Raw genomic sequence first — 15,582 nt, 5'->3', positions numbered from 1 at the left:
CTGACCTTTGTCAGCCCTCAGGATTATAGCGGGTCTACTTTCAGGCAGGAAACTGCATGTCGGAAACTTCCTTCCAGAACCGGGCGCGTTTTTGCGCATTCCGGTCCAGCAATCGGACAGCGCGTACGGAACACGCAACCGGAAGGAGGATTAATCGGGGACGGTAATTCGCCTTCCAACAACTGGATAACCTTGTTCCTTTCCTGATCCGGATCGGGGATCGGCACCGCAGACATCAGCGCTTTGGTATAAGGATGCAGCGGGTTATGGTACACCTCGTCATAAGTCCCTAATTCCACCGCATGTCCAAGATACATAACCAGCACACGGTCGGAGATGTGTTTAACCACCGCGAGGTCGTGAGCAATGAAGATTAACGATAATCCCATTTCGCGCTGAAGCTGTTGCAGCAGATTAACCACCTGGGCCTGGATTGATACATCCAGCGCCGAAACCGGTTCATCGCAGATAATCAACTTTGGTTCAAGGATCAGCGCGCGGGCAATACCGATACGCTGACACTGGCCACCGGAAAACTCATGTGGGTAGCGGTTAATCAGGTTGGGCAGTAATCCAACCTTCATCATCATCGCCTTCACACGGTCGCGGACTTCCTGACCAGGAAGATTCGGATGATAAGTTCGCAGCGGTTCGGCAATGATTTCACCAATGGTCATGCGCGGGTTTAACGATGCCAGCGGATCCTGGAAAATCATCTGGATATCGCTGCGCACTTCCCGCCACTCATCGGGTTTCATGCCCAGTAAATCTTTACCCAGCCAGGCAACCTTTCCATCGGTGGCCTTCACCAGGCCGATAATCGCACGGGCAAAGGTCGATTTCCCGCAGCCTGATTCACCGACCACGCCCAGGGTTTCGCCCTCATACAGTCGCAGGGTTACGCCATCAACCGCCTTCAGGGTTTTAGACGGTTGCCAGAACCACTGTTTGCCATCTTTAATATCGAAATGGACTTTAAGGTCGGCAATCTCAAGGAGCACTTTACGTTGTTCGGTCACCGTATTCATACCAGTTCCTCCACCGGCTTAAAGCAGGCACGCAGACGGCCTGGGCTAAATTCCTCCAGTGGCGGAGCACTGCTACAGATTTCCATCGCATGCGGGCAACGCGGCTGGAATGGACAACCTTTTGGTAGACGCAGTAAGTTCGGTGGGTTGCCAGGGATAGTGAGCATCTCTTCCCCTTCGGCATCCAGACGAGGTACGGCATTTAGCAAACCAATCGAATACGGATGAACGGGTTTATAAAAAACATCCCGCGCACTGCCGTATTCCATAGTACGTCCGGCGTACATCACCAGGACTTTATCGCAAATACCGGCAACAACCCCCAGATCGTGGGTGATCATGATAATCGCGGTGTTGAATTCACTTTTCAGTTCATTCAGCAGCGTCATAATTTGCGCCTGTACCGTCACATCGAGCGCAGTGGTTGGTTCATCGGCAATCAGTAATTTGGGCCTGCACAGCAGCGCCATGGCGATCATTACGCGCTGACGCATACCACCGGAGAATTCATGAGGATACATTTTCATACGCTTACGCGCTTCCGGCATTTTCACCGCATCCAGCATTCTGACCGACTCTTCAAAGGCTTCCGCTTTGCTCATGCCTTTATGCAGCATCAGAACTTCCATCAACTGCTCCCCGACCCGCATGTACGGGTTGAGAGACGTCATCGGGTCCTGGAAAATCATCGAGATTTGCTCGGCGCGCAGTTTGTTCAGCTCACGTTCCGGTAAATTCAGAATTTCACGCCCGTTGAACGTTGCGGAGCCCCCGATACGACCATTCGCCGCCAGCAGCCCCATCAGGGCAAAGGCCGTCTGCGATTTACCCGAACCGGATTCACCGACAATACCCAACGTTTCTCCGGCTCGCAGAGAAAAGTTTAAATCGTTGACTGCAGTTACATCGCCGTCGGGGGTCGCAAACGTCACACGCAAATCTTTTACGTTCAGCAGTGCGTTAGCCTGTTGTTGCGCGAGCGGCGCGGTTGAGGTTTCAATTACGCTCATGGCTGCACTCCTTAACGGTCTTTCGGGTCGAGGGCATCACGCAGGCCATCGCCAATAAAGTTAAAACAGAACAAAGTGACCACCAGGAAACCAGCCGGGAACAGCAGCAGCCATGGTGAGACTTCCATAGAGTTGGCACCATCACTGAGCAGCGCGCCCCAGCTACTTAACGGCTCCTGCGTACCTAGTCCCAAAAAGCTCAGGAAGGATTCAAACAGGATCATGCTCGGCACCAGCAATGAAGCGTAAACCACCACCACACCCAGCACGTTCGGCACAATATGGCGGATAACGATACGCACGGTAGACACCCCACCCACTTGCGCCGCTTCAATAAACTCTTTGCGCTTGAGACTCAGCGTTTGTCCACGCACGATACGCGCCATATCCAGCCAGGAGACCATTCCGATAGCGACAAAAATCAGCAGGATATTTTGTCCAAAGAAGGTCACTAGCAGAATCACGAAGAACATGAACGGGAAGGAGTTGAGGATTTCCAGCAGACGCATCATCACCGAGTCAATTTTTCCGCCAAGGTAGCCCGACAGAGAACCGTACAGCGTACCGACAACTACCGCCACCAGCGCCGCCGCAATGCCGACCATCAGCGAAATGCGCCCGCCAATCGCCACGCGCACCAACAGGTCGCGTCCCGACGAGTCAGTACCGAAATAGTGCCCGGACTCCATATCCGGCGCGCTGGACATCATTCCCCAGTCGGTATCAAAGTAGGTAAACTGCGACAGCATCGGTGCCAGCGTCACGAACAGCGCAATAATTACCAGCACCACCAGGCTTGCTACCGCCGCGCGGTTATGCATAAAGCGTCGACGCGCGTCCTGCCACAGGCTGCGGCCTTCGACCTCCAGCTTTTCACTGAAATTCTCCAGCGCCTCGCTGTTTTTCTTACTTAACATCATAGCGAGCTCCAGTATCAGTAACGAATTTTCGGGTCGATAACGGCATACAGCACATCGACAATCGCGTTAAACACGATGGTCAGCGTACCCACCAGTATGGTCAAACTAAGAACCAGCGAATAGTCGCGGTTTAACGCCCCATTGACGAACAACTGGCCAATACCCGGCAAACCATAAATGGTTTCAATAACCATCGAACCGGTGATAATGCCGACAAATGCCGGTCCCATATAGGACAACACTGGCAACAGCGCAGGTTTCAACGCATGGCGGAAAATAATCCGCCGCATCGGCAGCCCTTTAGCGCGTGCGGTACGAATAAAGTTAGAGTGCAGTACTTCAATCATCGAACCGCGAGTAATACGGGCGATACTGGCGATGTAGGCCAGTGACAAGGCTACCATCGGCAGGATCATAAATTTCAGCGCCCCGCCGTTCCAGCCCCCGCCGGGTAGCCATTTCAAGGTTATGGCAAATATCATGACCAATAAGGGAGCGACCACGAAACTGGGGATAACCACCCCGGTCATTGCCACCCCCATCACCGTATAGTCCCAACGTGTATTTTGCTTCAGCGCGGCTATCACTCCGGCGCTAACACCGACGAGCACCGCCAGAATAAAGGCTGCCGCACCCAGCTTCGCAGAAACCGGGAAGCTCGAGGCAACGAGGTCGTTAACCGTGTAGTCTTTATATTTAAAGGATGGTCCAAAATCGCCGTGCGCCAGCTGTTTCAGATAGCTGAAGTACTGCGTCGAGATGGGATCGTTAAGATGATATTTCGCTTCAATATTCGCCAGCACTTCTGGCGGTAACGCGCGTTCCCCGGTGAATGGGCTTCCGGGCGCAAGGCGCATCATAAAGAATGAAATCGTAATAAGAATAAACAGCGTCGGAATCGCTTCCAGACAGCGACGTAATATAAATTTTAACATTGCCCGTACCTTCTGGCGTGTGCCTTTATACCCGTCATACTTCAAGCTGCAAGTGCGTTGGCTTTGCTCGCTCACGCCAGTCACTTACTTAAGTAAGCTCCTGGCGATTCGCTGCGTTGCCGCCTTCCTGCAACGTGAATTATTTAGGGTATACCTCTCTTTGTCTAAAGAGGTATATATAGTTCGAAGAAAAAGACACTGTGGGGCAACATGATTGCCCCACGTCTTGCCATTAATGCTTGATAATATACAAGTCTTTAACGTGGATATTATCCATCGGGTCTTTACCGGAGTATCCGCCAACCCATGGTTTCACCAGGCGGGCGTTAACATAGTAATAAACCGGTACAATCGCAGAATCTTTATCCAGCTGCTGTTCCGCTTTCGAATACAGTTCGCTGCGCTGCGCTTCATCCGTCACTTTCAGCGTATCCGCAATCAGCTTATCAAATGCCGGGCTCTTATAGTGGACGGTATTATTGGAGCTGTCGGACAGCACCATATTCAGGAAGGACGTCGGTTCGTTATAGTCCGCACACCAGCCCGCACGTGAAACATCATAGTTGCCCTGATGGCGCGTATCGAGGAACGTTTTCCATTCCTGGTTTTCCAGCTTCACATTAGCACCCAGATTTTTCTTCCAGATAGATGCCGCGGCAATAGCCAGCTTCTTATGCAGGTCTGAGGTGTTATACAGCAGATCAAAGGTCAGCGGTTTCTCAGCGGTATATCCGGCCTCAGCCAGCAGTTTCTTCGCTTCTTCATTACGTTTTTCCTGAGACCACTTGAACCACTCTGGCTCAACCAGTTTCGCACCATCGGTGTATGGAGGAGTAAAGCTATATGCTGGCAGGTCACCCTGGTTTTTCACTTTATTGACGATAATGTCACGATCCAACGCCAGCTTCAGGGCGGTACGAACACGAACATCGTTGAACGGTGCTTTCTGGTTGTTGATTTCGTAATAATAGGTGCACAGATACGGGTCAACGTGGACTTCGTTCGGGATCTCTTTTTTCAGTTTCTGGAATAACTCAATCGGCATGTTGTTATAGGTCATGTCGATTTCACCGCTGCGATAGCGGTTTACGTCAGTCACTTCAGAAGAAATAGGCAGGTAGGTTACCTGGTTAATAACCGTTTTGGCGTTGTCCCAATAGTTGGTATTACGCTCAAGCACAATGCGCTCGTTCACAACCCAGTCTTTCAGTTTATACGCACCGTTAGTAACGATGTTAGCGGGCTGGGTCCACTTCTCGCCAAATTTTTCAACAGCCGCTCTGGGAACCGGTGAAACGGAAGAGTGCACAAGCAGTTTGTAGAAATAAGGAACTGGTTCGCTGAGGGTAACTTCAAAAGTATGATCGTCGAGAGCTTTTACGCCCAGATCGGTGACCGGTTTTTTACCGGCGATAATATCATCAATGTTGACAATATGACCGTACTGCAAATAACTGGCATACGGTGATGCAGTATTTGGATTAGCCAAACGTTGCCAGCTATACACGAAATCTTGCGCAGTAACAGGCGTGCCGTCAGACCATTTAGCATCTTTACGCAGATGGAATGTCCAGACTTTAAAATCTTTATTTTCCCATTTTTCAGCCACGCCAGGCGATGGTTTGCCATCGACATCACTGATTAATAAACCTTCAAACAGGTCACGGTTAATGTTGGATTCAGGTACACCTTCGATTTTATGGGGATCGAGTGATTGCACTTCCGAACCGTTATTACGCACCAGAGTCTGCTTTTCAGCAAGCTGCACACCCGCTGGCACTACTGCCGCCGTGGCAACATTTCCTGCGACTAGCGCAGTTAAGATCCCCGCAGCTACTAAACTTTTTTTAGTGATGTTAGTCATTGTGTTGTACTCCCTCATTATTATGGCTGGTTTTTTAACCAGACTGTTAATCCTGTTAGGATCCCTGTACGGCACCGGAGATTTTCTGCCGTCAGGTGGTTTATTGTTTTACTGCTTGCTATCACCGACTTTATTTATTCTGGCGATTCGTATGACCGCCTTGCGTCGATTCTCTACGTGCCTCCCCTGCCGGAAACACGCTATTACCCTGTTGAGAGAAACTAACTGCAAATGATTCTCATCAACGTGAATTCTTCTGCATAATACTTGGCCGGAAAGTATCAAATGCGTTTCTTAACCGCCAATACATTTTACAAATTTGTTAACCAATTCTCTTTTATTGGAAATAAATCTCACTTAAAAAGTCTTACGAATGAAGATTTATTATGGGAAGCTCACAAAAATCAATGCATTATGTCGACCATGGTGTTAACCATCCTGTCCTAAGTCAACGCCATGTAAAAATGCACATAAATTTAACAATTGGTTATTAATTAGCACATTCATCTGAAATAAAGGCTGAAATAACTAATAACATTTCGATAATCCTTCAGCAAGCCCCAGAGTATGATGTTAATAAAATAACAGCAGTATCGGTCTTCGCCGGGCGTACTGGGACGTGTTATATCTTTAGAATCAATGGCTAACAGGAGAGTTAATCATCAGCATTTTTTATTATTGCTCTGCTGATTTTCAACTTTAGTGAGAAGTTTTACTGATAATGAAATGAAACGGAGCCGGACACGACTCCGTTTGCACAGAAGAAAGGTTTCAGGCCAGCAAACCAGGGAAAATGGATTTGATGCCTGTAACGATAAATTCGATACCCAAAGCCATTAACAGCAGCCCCATAATACGCGTAATGACGTTGATACCGGTTTGGCCCAACAGGCGCACTAACCATGGTGCCATGCGGAACAGCCCCCAGCAGCACAGGGCAAACAACGCAATCGCTACAAAAAAGCCAAACAGGTTAATCGCACTATGATATCGCGTACCCCAGACAATAGTTGAGCTTATCGCACCCGGTCCCGCCATCAACGGCAATGCCAACGGTACAACGCCGATACTTTCACGGATTGCGGTTTCTGATTTTTCCTGTTTGTTTTGTTTATCTTCCCCTAGTTTTCCGCTAATCATTGACATCGCGATAGTCACAACCAGAATACCGCCAGCGATCCTGAACGAGTCAATTGAGATGCCGAAAAGTTGCAGAATACCATCACCAAGAAACAGCGAAGTCCACAGGATGATTGCGACCGAAAGGTTTGCCGTGAGGTTGGTTTTGTTTCGTGCTGCGGCAGTTTGATAGCTGGTCATACTGATAAAGACGGGGATGATCCCTACCGGGTTGACCAACGCAAATAACCCAATGAAAAATTTAAAATAGACAGGAAAATCAAATAGCGTTTGGATCACGGTTAGCTCCGAAGCGTTAGCCGGATAAAATGAGTCATAAAATTGATAAAATCCGCGCTGAAGATACGCCTTTTGTCAGCATACTTCACCTTCTATCTTCGTATATCAATGTAAATACGCTACCAATACTCAGTGTTATTAATATGTATTAAATATGCTAATGTTATTAGCATTCATTACGTCAATTTATTAACACTTAACGAGAAACGCTAAAAGGGCCTGCTGAAAGGTGTCAGCTTTGCGAATTTTTGATCCAGATCACGCAATTACTACTCAGAAGTGAGTAATCTTGCTTACGCCACCTGGAGGTAACGCGTTAGAGTTAACAGGCGCTAGAGTATAAGCTCTTTTAGTAAATCAAAGTAAAGTGGACGTTAATTAACCGTTTGATTTTCAAACCATTACACAAATTTTCGTCGGTCTGTCTATACTCTCGTATCGAGCAGATGATTTACTAAAAAAGTTTAACATTATCAGGAGAGCATCATGGCTGTTACTAATGTCGCTGAACTTAACGCACTTGTAGAGCGCGTAAAAAAAGCCCAGCGTGAATATGCCAGTTTCACTCAAGAACAGGTTGACAAAATCTTCCGTGCCGCCGCTCTGGCTGCCGCAGACGCTCGAATTCCTCTCGCGAAAATGGCCGTTGCCGAATCCGGCATGGGTATTGTCGAAGATAAAGTGATTAAAAACCACTTCGCTTCTGAATACATTTACAACGCTTACAAAGACGAAAAAACCTGTGGTGTGCTGTCTGAAGACGACACTTTTGGTACCATTACCATTGCTGAACCGATTGGTATCATCTGCGGTATCGTTCCAACCACTAACCCTACCTCTACTGCAATCTTCAAATCACTGATCAGCCTGAAGACCCGTAACGCCATCATCTTCTCTCCGCATCCGCGCGCAAAAGATGCAACTAACAAAGCAGCTGACATCGTTCTGCAAGCAGCAATCGCTGCTGGCGCACCGAAAGATCTGATCGGCTGGATCGATCAACCTTCCGTTGAACTGTCTAACGCGCTGATGCACCACCCGGACATCAACCTGATCCTTGCGACCGGTGGTCCAGGCATGGTGAAAGCGGCATACAGCTCCGGTAAACCGGCTATCGGCGTAGGCGCAGGTAACACCCCTGTTGTTATCGACGAAACCGCTGATATCAAACGTGCTGTTGCATCTGTTCTGATGTCTAAAACCTTCGATAACGGCGTAATCTGTGCTTCTGAGCAGTCTGTCGTCGTGGTTGACTCTGTATATGATGCAGTACGTGAGCGTTTTGCGACTCACGGCGGCTACATGCTGCAGGGCAAAGAGTTGAAAGCAGTTCAGGACGTTATCCTGAAAAATGGCGCGCTGAACGCAGCTATCGTTGGTCAGCCGGCATATAAGATTGCTGAACTGGCAGGCTTCTCCGTACCAGAAACCACTAAGATTCTGATCGGTGAAGTGAAGGTTGTCGACGAAAGCGAACCGTTTGCTCACGAGAAACTGTCTCCGACGCTGGCAATGTACCGTGCGAAGGACTTCGAAGACGCAGTCATCAAAGCTGAAAAACTGGTTGCGATGGGCGGTATCGGTCATACCTCTTGCCTGTACACTGACCAGGACAACCAGCCAGAACGTGTTGCTTACTTCGGCCAGATGATGAAAACCGCACGTATCCTGATCAACACCCCGGCTTCTCAGGGTGGTATCGGTGACCTGTACAACTTCAAACTCGCACCTTCCCTAACACTGGGTTGTGGTTCCTGGGGTGGTAACTCCATCTCTGAAAACGTTGGTCCTAAGCACCTGATCAACAAGAAAACCGTTGCTAAGCGAGCTGAAAACATGTTGTGGCACAAACTTCCGAAATCTATCTACTTCCGTCGTGGCTCTCTGCCAATCGCACTGGATGAAGTGATTACCGATGGTCACAAACGTGCGCTGATCGTGACCGACCGCTTCCTGTTCAACAACGGTTATGCAGACCAGATCACCTCCGTTCTGAAAGCTGCTGGCGTTGAAACTGAAGTGTTCTTTGAAGTTGAAGCTGACCCGACTCTGACCGTTGTTCGCAAAGGTGCTGAGCTGGCTAACTCCTTCAAACCAGACGTAATCATCGCACTGGGTGGTGGTTCCCCGATGGACGCCGCGAAAATCATGTGGGTTATGTACGAGCACCCGGAAACTCACTTCGAAGAACTGGCACTGCGCTTTATGGACATCCGTAAACGTATCTACAAGTTCCCGAAAATGGGCGTAAAAGCGAAGATGGTTGCAGTTACCACCACTTCCGGTACCGGTTCTGAAGTGACTCCGTTTGCGGTCGTTACCGACGATGCAACAGGCCAGAAATACCCGCTGGCAGACTACGCGCTGACTCCGGATATGGCGATTGTTGACGCCAACCTGGTTATGGATATGCCGAAGTCACTGTGTGCGTTCGGTGGTCTGGATGCCGTCACTCACGCTCTGGAAGCTTACGTTTCAGTACTGGCTTCTGAGTTCTCTGACGGTCAGGCTCTGCAAGCGCTGAAATTGCTGAAAGAAAACCTGCCAGCGTCTTACCATGAAGGTTCTAAGAACCCGGTAGCGCGTGAGCGTGTACACAGTGCAGCAACTATCGCCGGTATCGCGTTTGCTAACGCCTTCCTGGGTGTATGTCACTCAATGGCGCACAAACTGGGTTCTCAGTTCCACATTCCTCACGGTCTGGCGAACGCCCTGCTGATCAGCAACGTTATTCGTTACAACGCGAACGACAACCCGACTAAACAGACTGCATTCAGCCAGTACGACCGTCCGCAGGCACGCCGTCGCTACGCTGAAATCGCAGACCATCTGGGTCTGAGCGCACCGGGCGACCGTACTGCTGCGAAAATCCAGAAACTGCTGGGTTGGCTGGAAGAAATCAAAGCTGAACTGGGTATTCCTAAGTCTATCCGTGAAGCTGGCGTTCAGGAAGCTGACTTCCTGGCACACGTGGACAAACTGTCTGAAGATGCGTTTGACGACCAGTGTACTGGTGCCAACCCACGTTACCCGCTGATTTCTGAACTGAAACAGATCCTGCTGGATACCTACTACGGTCGTGAGTATAGCGAAGGTCAGACCGCCGCTAAGACTGAAGCAGTAGCTGCACCGAAAGCAGAAAAGAAAGCGAAGAAATCCGCTTAATTTACTCAGATAAGTTTTAGTTTCATCATAAACGGTCCCAATTGGGGCCGTTTTTTTCGTCTTGTGTTATGAAAATCGGGGAATACACAATTTAACCATGTGAATAGAATGGCAGTGTAAGAGATGTATTCGGGAAGATGTGAGACCAACTGTCAGAAGAGAGTCTGACAGGGTAGAGAACATTGACGAAGGTTCCGGCCTACCCTGTGTTTACAAGCGCTCAGAAGCGTACAGGGTTAATCGTGGCTGTGTCGTTCTTGTATCGCCGTCAGAGAGCCCTCAGACTGCGCTTGTTTGTAGTGTTTACGACATACCGACACATAGCGTTCATTCCCGCCGATAACCACCTGCTCGCCCTCGTTATAAGGTCTTCCAGCCTGATCAAGGCGTAATACCATGCTGGCCTTACGGCCACAGAAACAAATGGTCTTTAATTCAACCAGTTTATCTGACCAAGCAAGCAGGTATTCGCTGCCACCAAATAACTCACCACGAAAATCAGTGCGTAAGCCGTAACACAAAACAGGAATATCCAGTTGATCGACAACTTCAGATAATTCATAAACCTGTTGTCGGGTCAGAAACTGAGACTCATCGACCAGTACACAGTGAATTCTTTGCTGCGCATTCTCGGCGCGAATCTCTTCGAACAATGATGAATTTTGGTTAAACAATTTTGCAGGTGACGACAGACCTATACGTGAACTTACTTTTCCAGCACCAAAACGGTCATCAATTTCCGCTGTATATACAACGGCACGCATCCCACGTTCCTGATAATTGTACGAAGATTGCAACAATGCAGTCGACTTACCTGCGTTCATTGCAGAATAGTAAAAATATAGTTGTGCCATTGACCGAAGGCCCTCACGAGGGGAAATAAATATGGGCTGGATTGTATCATATTTCACGAACATGTCGGTGTAGCGTTGGCCGCAAAGGCGTATAAATGAGCGGGCAAGCTCGCACAGTGCCGCCTGAATTTAAGTAACGGATAGTGAGAGAGCATACAACCATCGACCAAACAGCCTGAGCTCGGACGCGTATATACACACTCTTTCACAAATAGTGCTCATGAAATTTATCAATGTCACTTATCATCATACGGCAATAAAGAAACCCTTCCCATATTGTTATTGAATCTACCCACTGTCGCCATGTATTAGCGAATTCACGTAAGCAAAACTAATACAAAAGGTTGAAATCACTGCAAAGAGATACTATTTGTACACCATAAAATGTGACCTGAATCTTGAATTTTTACTCTCAGCCGCTGAGAAGCCCCCTCGCCAATAAGCCTTTTTTATGCCCAACATCATGGGGAATTTAAGACAGGAGAATTAATTCTGATACTAAATAAAGCGCAATTTTGAATTCCTTACATTCCTGGCTATTGCACAACTGAATTTATCGCTCTATTATTAGCTCAACAAACCACCCCAATATAAGTTTGAGATTACTACAATGAGCGAAGCACTTAAAATTCTGAACAACATCCGTACTCTTCGTGCGCAGGCAAGAGAATGCACTCTGGAAACGCTTGAAGAAATGCTGGAAAAATTAGAAGTTGTAGTTAGCGAGCGTCGCGAAGAAGAAAGCGCTGCTGCTGCTGAAGTTGAAGAACGTACTCGTAAACTGCAACAATATCGTGAAATGCTGATCGCTGACGGCATTGATCCGAACGAATTGCTGAATAGCATGGCTGCTGTTAAATCTGGCACCAAAGCTAAACGCGCTGCACGTCCGGCTAAATATAGCTATGTTGACGAAAACGGTGAAACTAAAACCTGGACTGGCCAGGGTCGTACACCGGCAGTGATCAAAAAAGCGATGGAAGAACAAGGTAAACAACTGGACGATTTCCTGATCAAGGAATAATTCAGAAATAGTTTGCTTAAAATCCCGCCACTGGCGGGATTTTTTTTACCGGTACTTCGTTCAACCCTACCCGGATTAGGTATAAAAAAACGGCGCTGTTAATACAGCGCCGTTCTGACCAGATAATACCAGAAGGTTACTTCTTAATACCCATCTCGTCTTCCAGCCAGGCTTTAAATTCGGCGCCGAGAGTATTATGGCGAATACCATATTCAACGAACGCCTGCATATAGCCCAGTTTATTACCACAGTCATGGCTTTTGCCCTTCATGTGATAAGCTTCAACCGTCTCTTTTTCAATCAGCATATCGATAGCATCTGTCAGCTGAATTTCATCACCCGCTCCCGGAGGGGTTTTAGCCAGCAGAGGCCAGATATCGGCACTAAGAACGTAACGACCCACAACGGCCAGATTAGAAGGCGCAACATCAGCTTTTGGTTTTTCAACCACGCCAACCATCGGAACGCTTTCGCCCGGGGATAATTCAACGCCTTTACAATCAACAACGCCATAAGCCGTAACATCTTCTACCGGTTCAACCATAATCTGGCTGCTACCTGTTTCATCAAAACGATGAATCATTTCGGCAAGGTTGTCGCGGGATAAATCAGATTCGTATTCGTCAAGAATTACGTCCGGCAGGATTACAGCTACCGGTTCATCGCCAACCACAGGGTGCGCGCACAATACCGCGTGGCCCAGACCTTTAGCCAGCCCCTGACGCACCTGCATAATAGTCACATGTGGCGGACAAATAGATTGCACTTCTTCCAGCAGCTGGCGTTTTACACGTTTTTCCAGCATCGCTTCAAGTTCAAAGCTGGTATCAAAGTGGTTTTCAATGGAATTTTTAGACGAGTGAGTTACAAGTACAATTTCAGTGATGCCCGCAGCAATACATTCGTTTACGACGTACTGAATTAATGGCTTATCAACCAACGGTAGCATCTCTTTCGGGATTGCTTTCGTAGCCGGTAACATCCTGGTTCCTAATCCCGCAACCGGGATAACGGCTTTTTTGACTTTTGAATTAAGGGCAGCCATTTAAAACTCTCCTGGACTGTTCATGTATTGAACGTGTTCATCATTCTGTATCGCATCCGAGTATATCAGTACAGCGACAAGCTTCTGGTCTGAAAAGGACGCGCGTCGGTATAATTAAGATAAATACGAATAAAACTGGCGCTGATAGTAGCACTCACAGCATGGGGAGGGTGAACCAATTTCATTTACACGCATCTCAATTGTTCATTCTGCAGACAACATCAAGCGCAGGCGACCTCCCGCCCCCCAAATTTGGCATTGCCATGACTCACAATGTTGGCTCAGCTGATTAAGATACGTATTACCTAAGGTACCCAGCGGAACGCCATTGCTGATTTGCACTTGGTGGGAACCTGTATTTAATGTCGCATTCAGCCCTGCCGATACCAGAATCAGATTTTTTAATCCGCTGTGGTAATACCCCACCAGCAAGGGAAACTGCCCTGGTAAATTGGCTTGCCGCAACAAATGATTTACCTGTTTCAATAGCGTACCTAGCTCTGGCAACCGTTGATTTTGTTGTGTCAGTTGCTCCTGCAGTAAACCATTAAATAGCGCCCGCAGTAATAATGCAGCCAGCACGCCATTATCCCCTGCACGCGTCACATCAAGGCAATAGAATGCAAGGTCATGATCCGACAGCGGCGCAATATCCAGCACCAGCCCTGGTTGGTCGGCTGCCACCAATTGTCGATAGTTAATGCGACAGTGCGAAATCACTTGCGACACCGGAGGCTGTAATTCTTTTAGCAGCTTCGCGGCGGCGGCAGGATCGTCCACCATCGCATCCCAGTCGCGAAATAGCCGCTCTTCTTCTTCCACACGTGAATTAAACATATTGGGATAAAGACAGGCAAAGACGGTTTCTCGCAAGCGATTAAGGTCTTTCACCGGCTTCAACAGGACGTCATCCACACCGAGTCGTAACGCTTTGGCTATGTCGGACATGTTTTCCGTCGCAGAAATCACCAGTATCGGGGTCTGATCGCCACGATTGCGTAAATACTCAACGAGTTTGAGACCGTTCATTCTTGGCATAGCCAGGTCGCAGATCATCAGGTCAGGTTTAAAATGCCCAAGCAAGTCCAGTGCTTCAAGTCCGTCACCAGCTACCGCCGTTGTCGCTCCCAAAGAGGAAAACCATGAGTCCATGAGTGAGCGAAATACCGGCTCATCCTCAACGATAAGAATCTGTTTTCCGACCAATGGCTGCGTCATATTCTCCCCCCTGACTGGCTTTAATAAATAGTGGCATGCTATTGCCACTCACGCCTGTCAGAATTAGCTTAAGTGTTGATAAAAAATGCGTTAGACGTTGGTTTTCACCAGGGGTTGAAGCTCATCCATTTTCTTCTCGACCGCTAACTGCCCGGCAGCAATTGCCGCACTGGCGCGGTGAAAATCCAGCGTGGATATTTGTGGACAAAACGGCTGAATCAGAATGTCTGGAGGGTCACCGGCCATGCGGTTACGTTTCAGTCGGTTTTCCAGAACCTGAATAGACGTCGTCATAATCTCCATCGCCGTGGGTGCAGTTACTGCACGCCTGGCCGTAATGTTGCTCAAGCGTTCTTTCAGACGGGCATGCCATGAGAGTTCGTCAGCATCATCACCCGATTCGGCATCGCTATTGACGTTGAAGGAGAGTAAATCTTGTTGCATGAGATGCGCATCGTGTTGCAGGTCGACCGCTATAACAATATCGGCACCCAACGCGCGAGTCAGGGAGACAGGGACAGGATTCACCACCGCACCATCGACCAGCCAGTAACCATTGTGCGCCACAGGTGACATCAAGCCAGGAATACTGCAGGAGGCCCGGACAGCCAGATGTAAATCACCTTCGGTGAACCAAAGTTCCCGACCCGTACTCAGATTGGTAGCCACTGTTGCGAAACGGCGAGTACATTGCTCAATTGCTTCTACCGGCATCACATTACGGTACTGATTGAATACCCGTTCACCGCGAAGTAAACCTCCCCTGCGCCACGAGAGATCCATCAACCGTAAAACATCCCAATAGCTGAAAGAACAGACCCACTTTTCGAGAGCAGGCAGCTTATTGCAGGCGTAGGCAGCGCCAACCAACGAACCGATGGAGCACCCTGCCACGATATCAACATCAATACCCATATGCTTAAGGGCTTTAATAACGCCAATATGCGACCAACCTCGCGCCGCGCCGGAACCTAGCGCCAGCCCAATTTTTATTTTTCTCATTATACGTACAAACTTCCCCTGGCTTGCAGACATAGCAACATCGCTACCGCTCAGTTAACATAGTGCCACTCTGGCGTTTTTACGCCGTTTTTATATTC

General features: G+C 48.5%; 12 protein-coding genes. 2 read left to right on the top strand and 10 right to left on the bottom strand.

Translation table 11 applies throughout. The features are described from left to right. Positions 1 to 23: 23 nt before the first annotated feature. From oppF to ychE, 6 genes are all read right to left on the bottom strand, one after another. Positions 24 to 1,028, bottom strand: a complete 1,005-nt coding sequence (oppF, locus tag OGY67_RS04265; protein WP_008784949.1) for a murein tripeptide/oligopeptide ABC transporter ATP-binding protein OppF — start codon at positions 1,026 to 1,028, stop codon at positions 24 to 26. Beyond that, a complete protein-coding gene (gene oppD, locus OGY67_RS04260; RefSeq protein WP_003833364.1) occupies positions 1,025 to 2,038 on the bottom strand; it encodes a murein tripeptide/oligopeptide ABC transporter ATP-binding protein OppD in 1,014 nt (337 codons plus the stop codon). Before oppD ends, oppF begins: the two co-directional genes overlap by 4 nt. Before the next feature lie 11 nt (positions 2,039 to 2,049). Next, entirely contained in the window at positions 2,050 to 2,958 is a 909-nt protein-coding gene (oppC, locus tag OGY67_RS04255; protein WP_008784950.1) for an oligopeptide ABC transporter permease OppC, read from the bottom strand. Positions 2,959 to 2,972: 14 nt separating this feature from the next. Then, entirely contained in the window at positions 2,973 to 3,893 is a 921-nt protein-coding gene (gene oppB / locus OGY67_RS04250; RefSeq protein WP_003020708.1) for an oligopeptide ABC transporter permease OppB, read from the bottom strand. Between the two features lie 232 nt (positions 3,894 to 4,125). Continuing rightward, complete coding sequence (gene oppA, locus OGY67_RS04245; protein ID WP_048216252.1) at positions 4,126 to 5,757, bottom strand: oligopeptide ABC transporter substrate-binding protein OppA; 1,632 nt, start codon at positions 5,755 to 5,757, stop codon at positions 4,126 to 4,128. 771 nt (positions 5,758 to 6,528) lie between these two features. Next, the gene (gene ychE / locus OGY67_RS04240; RefSeq protein WP_003020714.1) at positions 6,529 to 7,176 is read right to left on the bottom strand and encodes an NAAT family transporter YchE; all 648 of its coding nucleotides are present in this window, start codon (positions 7,174 to 7,176) and stop codon (positions 6,529 to 6,531) included. Positions 7,177 to 7,662: 486 nt separating this feature from the next. On the opposite strand from ychE, the gene adhE reads away from it, so the two are divergent. Continuing rightward, complete coding sequence (gene adhE, locus OGY67_RS04235; protein ID WP_008784953.1) at positions 7,663 to 10,341, top strand: bifunctional acetaldehyde-CoA/alcohol dehydrogenase; 2,679 nt, start codon at positions 7,663 to 7,665, stop codon at positions 10,339 to 10,341. Positions 10,342 to 10,577: 236 nt separating this feature from the next. Here adhE and tdk read toward each other — a convergent pair whose 3' ends face one another. Then, positions 10,578 to 11,195 carry a thymidine kinase gene (gene tdk, locus OGY67_RS04230; RefSeq protein WP_008784954.1) on the bottom strand — a complete coding sequence of 206 codons (618 nt, stop codon included), beginning with the start codon at positions 11,193 to 11,195 and terminating at the stop codon, positions 10,578 to 10,580. A 610-nt stretch (positions 11,196 to 11,805) separates the two neighbouring features. Between tdk and hns the strand changes: the two genes are divergently transcribed. Continuing rightward, a complete protein-coding gene (gene hns, locus OGY67_RS04225; RefSeq protein WP_003020723.1) occupies positions 11,806 to 12,219 on the top strand; it encodes a histone-like nucleoid-structuring protein H-NS in 414 nt (137 codons plus the stop codon). Positions 12,220 to 12,355: 136 nt separating this feature from the next. On the opposite strand, the gene galU is transcribed toward hns, so the two are convergent. The 3 genes from galU to rssA all read right to left on the bottom strand — a co-directional run bounded on the left by galU (position 12,356) and on the right by rssA (position 15,484). Further along, a complete protein-coding gene (gene galU, locus OGY67_RS04220; protein WP_003020727.1) occupies positions 12,356 to 13,264 on the bottom strand; it encodes a UTP--glucose-1-phosphate uridylyltransferase GalU in 909 nt (302 codons plus the stop codon). Positions 13,265 to 13,468: 204 nt separating this feature from the next. Continuing rightward, complete coding sequence (gene rssB / locus OGY67_RS04215; RefSeq protein ID WP_032943688.1) at positions 13,469 to 14,482, bottom strand: two-component system response regulator RssB; 1,014 nt, start codon at positions 14,480 to 14,482, stop codon at positions 13,469 to 13,471. 90 nt (positions 14,483 to 14,572) lie between these two features. After that, positions 14,573 to 15,484, bottom strand: coding sequence for a patatin-like phospholipase RssA (rssA, locus tag OGY67_RS04210; protein ID WP_286573545.1), 912 nt, complete (start codon positions 15,482 to 15,484; stop codon positions 14,573 to 14,575). Between the last annotated feature and the right edge of the window lie 98 nt (positions 15,485 to 15,582).

The organism is Citrobacter sp. Cpo015 (assembly GCF_030333035.1).
Classification (GTDB): Bacteria; Pseudomonadota; Gammaproteobacteria; order Enterobacterales; family Enterobacteriaceae; genus Citrobacter; species Citrobacter portucalensis.
The sequence above is the reverse complement of the archived record's forward strand: the minus strand, read 5'-3'. Positions and strand labels throughout refer to the sequence as shown.

What these genes read in the sequence shown, in the direction of transcription:
- rssA (WP_286573545.1), bottom strand. Translation starts at nt 15,484, where the DNA reads ATGAGAAAAATAAAAATTGGGCTGGCGCTAGGTTCCGGCGCGGCGCGA.
- adhE (WP_008784953.1), top strand. Translation starts at nt 7,663, where the DNA reads ATGGCTGTTACTAATGTCGCTGAACTTAACGCACTTGTAGAGCGCGTA.
- oppF (WP_008784949.1), bottom strand. Translation starts at nt 1,028, where the DNA reads ATGAATACGGTGACCGAACAACGTAAAGTGCTCCTTGAGATTGCCGAC.
- oppB (WP_003020708.1), bottom strand. Translation starts at nt 3,893, where the DNA reads ATGTTAAAATTTATATTACGTCGCTGTCTGGAAGCGATTCCGACGCTG.
- galU (WP_003020727.1), bottom strand. Translation starts at nt 13,264, where the DNA reads ATGGCTGCCCTTAATTCAAAAGTCAAAAAAGCCGTTATCCCGGTTGCG.
- oppA (WP_048216252.1), bottom strand. Translation starts at nt 5,757, where the DNA reads ATGACTAACATCACTAAAAAAAGTTTAGTAGCTGCGGGGATCTTAACT.
- oppD (WP_003833364.1), bottom strand. Translation starts at nt 2,038, where the DNA reads ATGAGCGTAATTGAAACCTCAACCGCGCCGCTCGCGCAACAACAGGCT.
- tdk (WP_008784954.1), bottom strand. Translation starts at nt 11,195, where the DNA reads ATGGCACAACTATATTTTTACTATTCTGCAATGAACGCAGGTAAGTCG.
- hns (WP_003020723.1), top strand. Translation starts at nt 11,806, where the DNA reads ATGAGCGAAGCACTTAAAATTCTGAACAACATCCGTACTCTTCGTGCG.
- oppC (WP_008784950.1), bottom strand. Translation starts at nt 2,958, where the DNA reads ATGATGTTAAGTAAGAAAAACAGCGAGGCGCTGGAGAATTTCAGTGAA.
- rssB (WP_032943688.1), bottom strand. Translation starts at nt 14,482, where the DNA reads ATGACGCAGCCATTGGTCGGAAAACAGATTCTTATCGTTGAGGATGAG.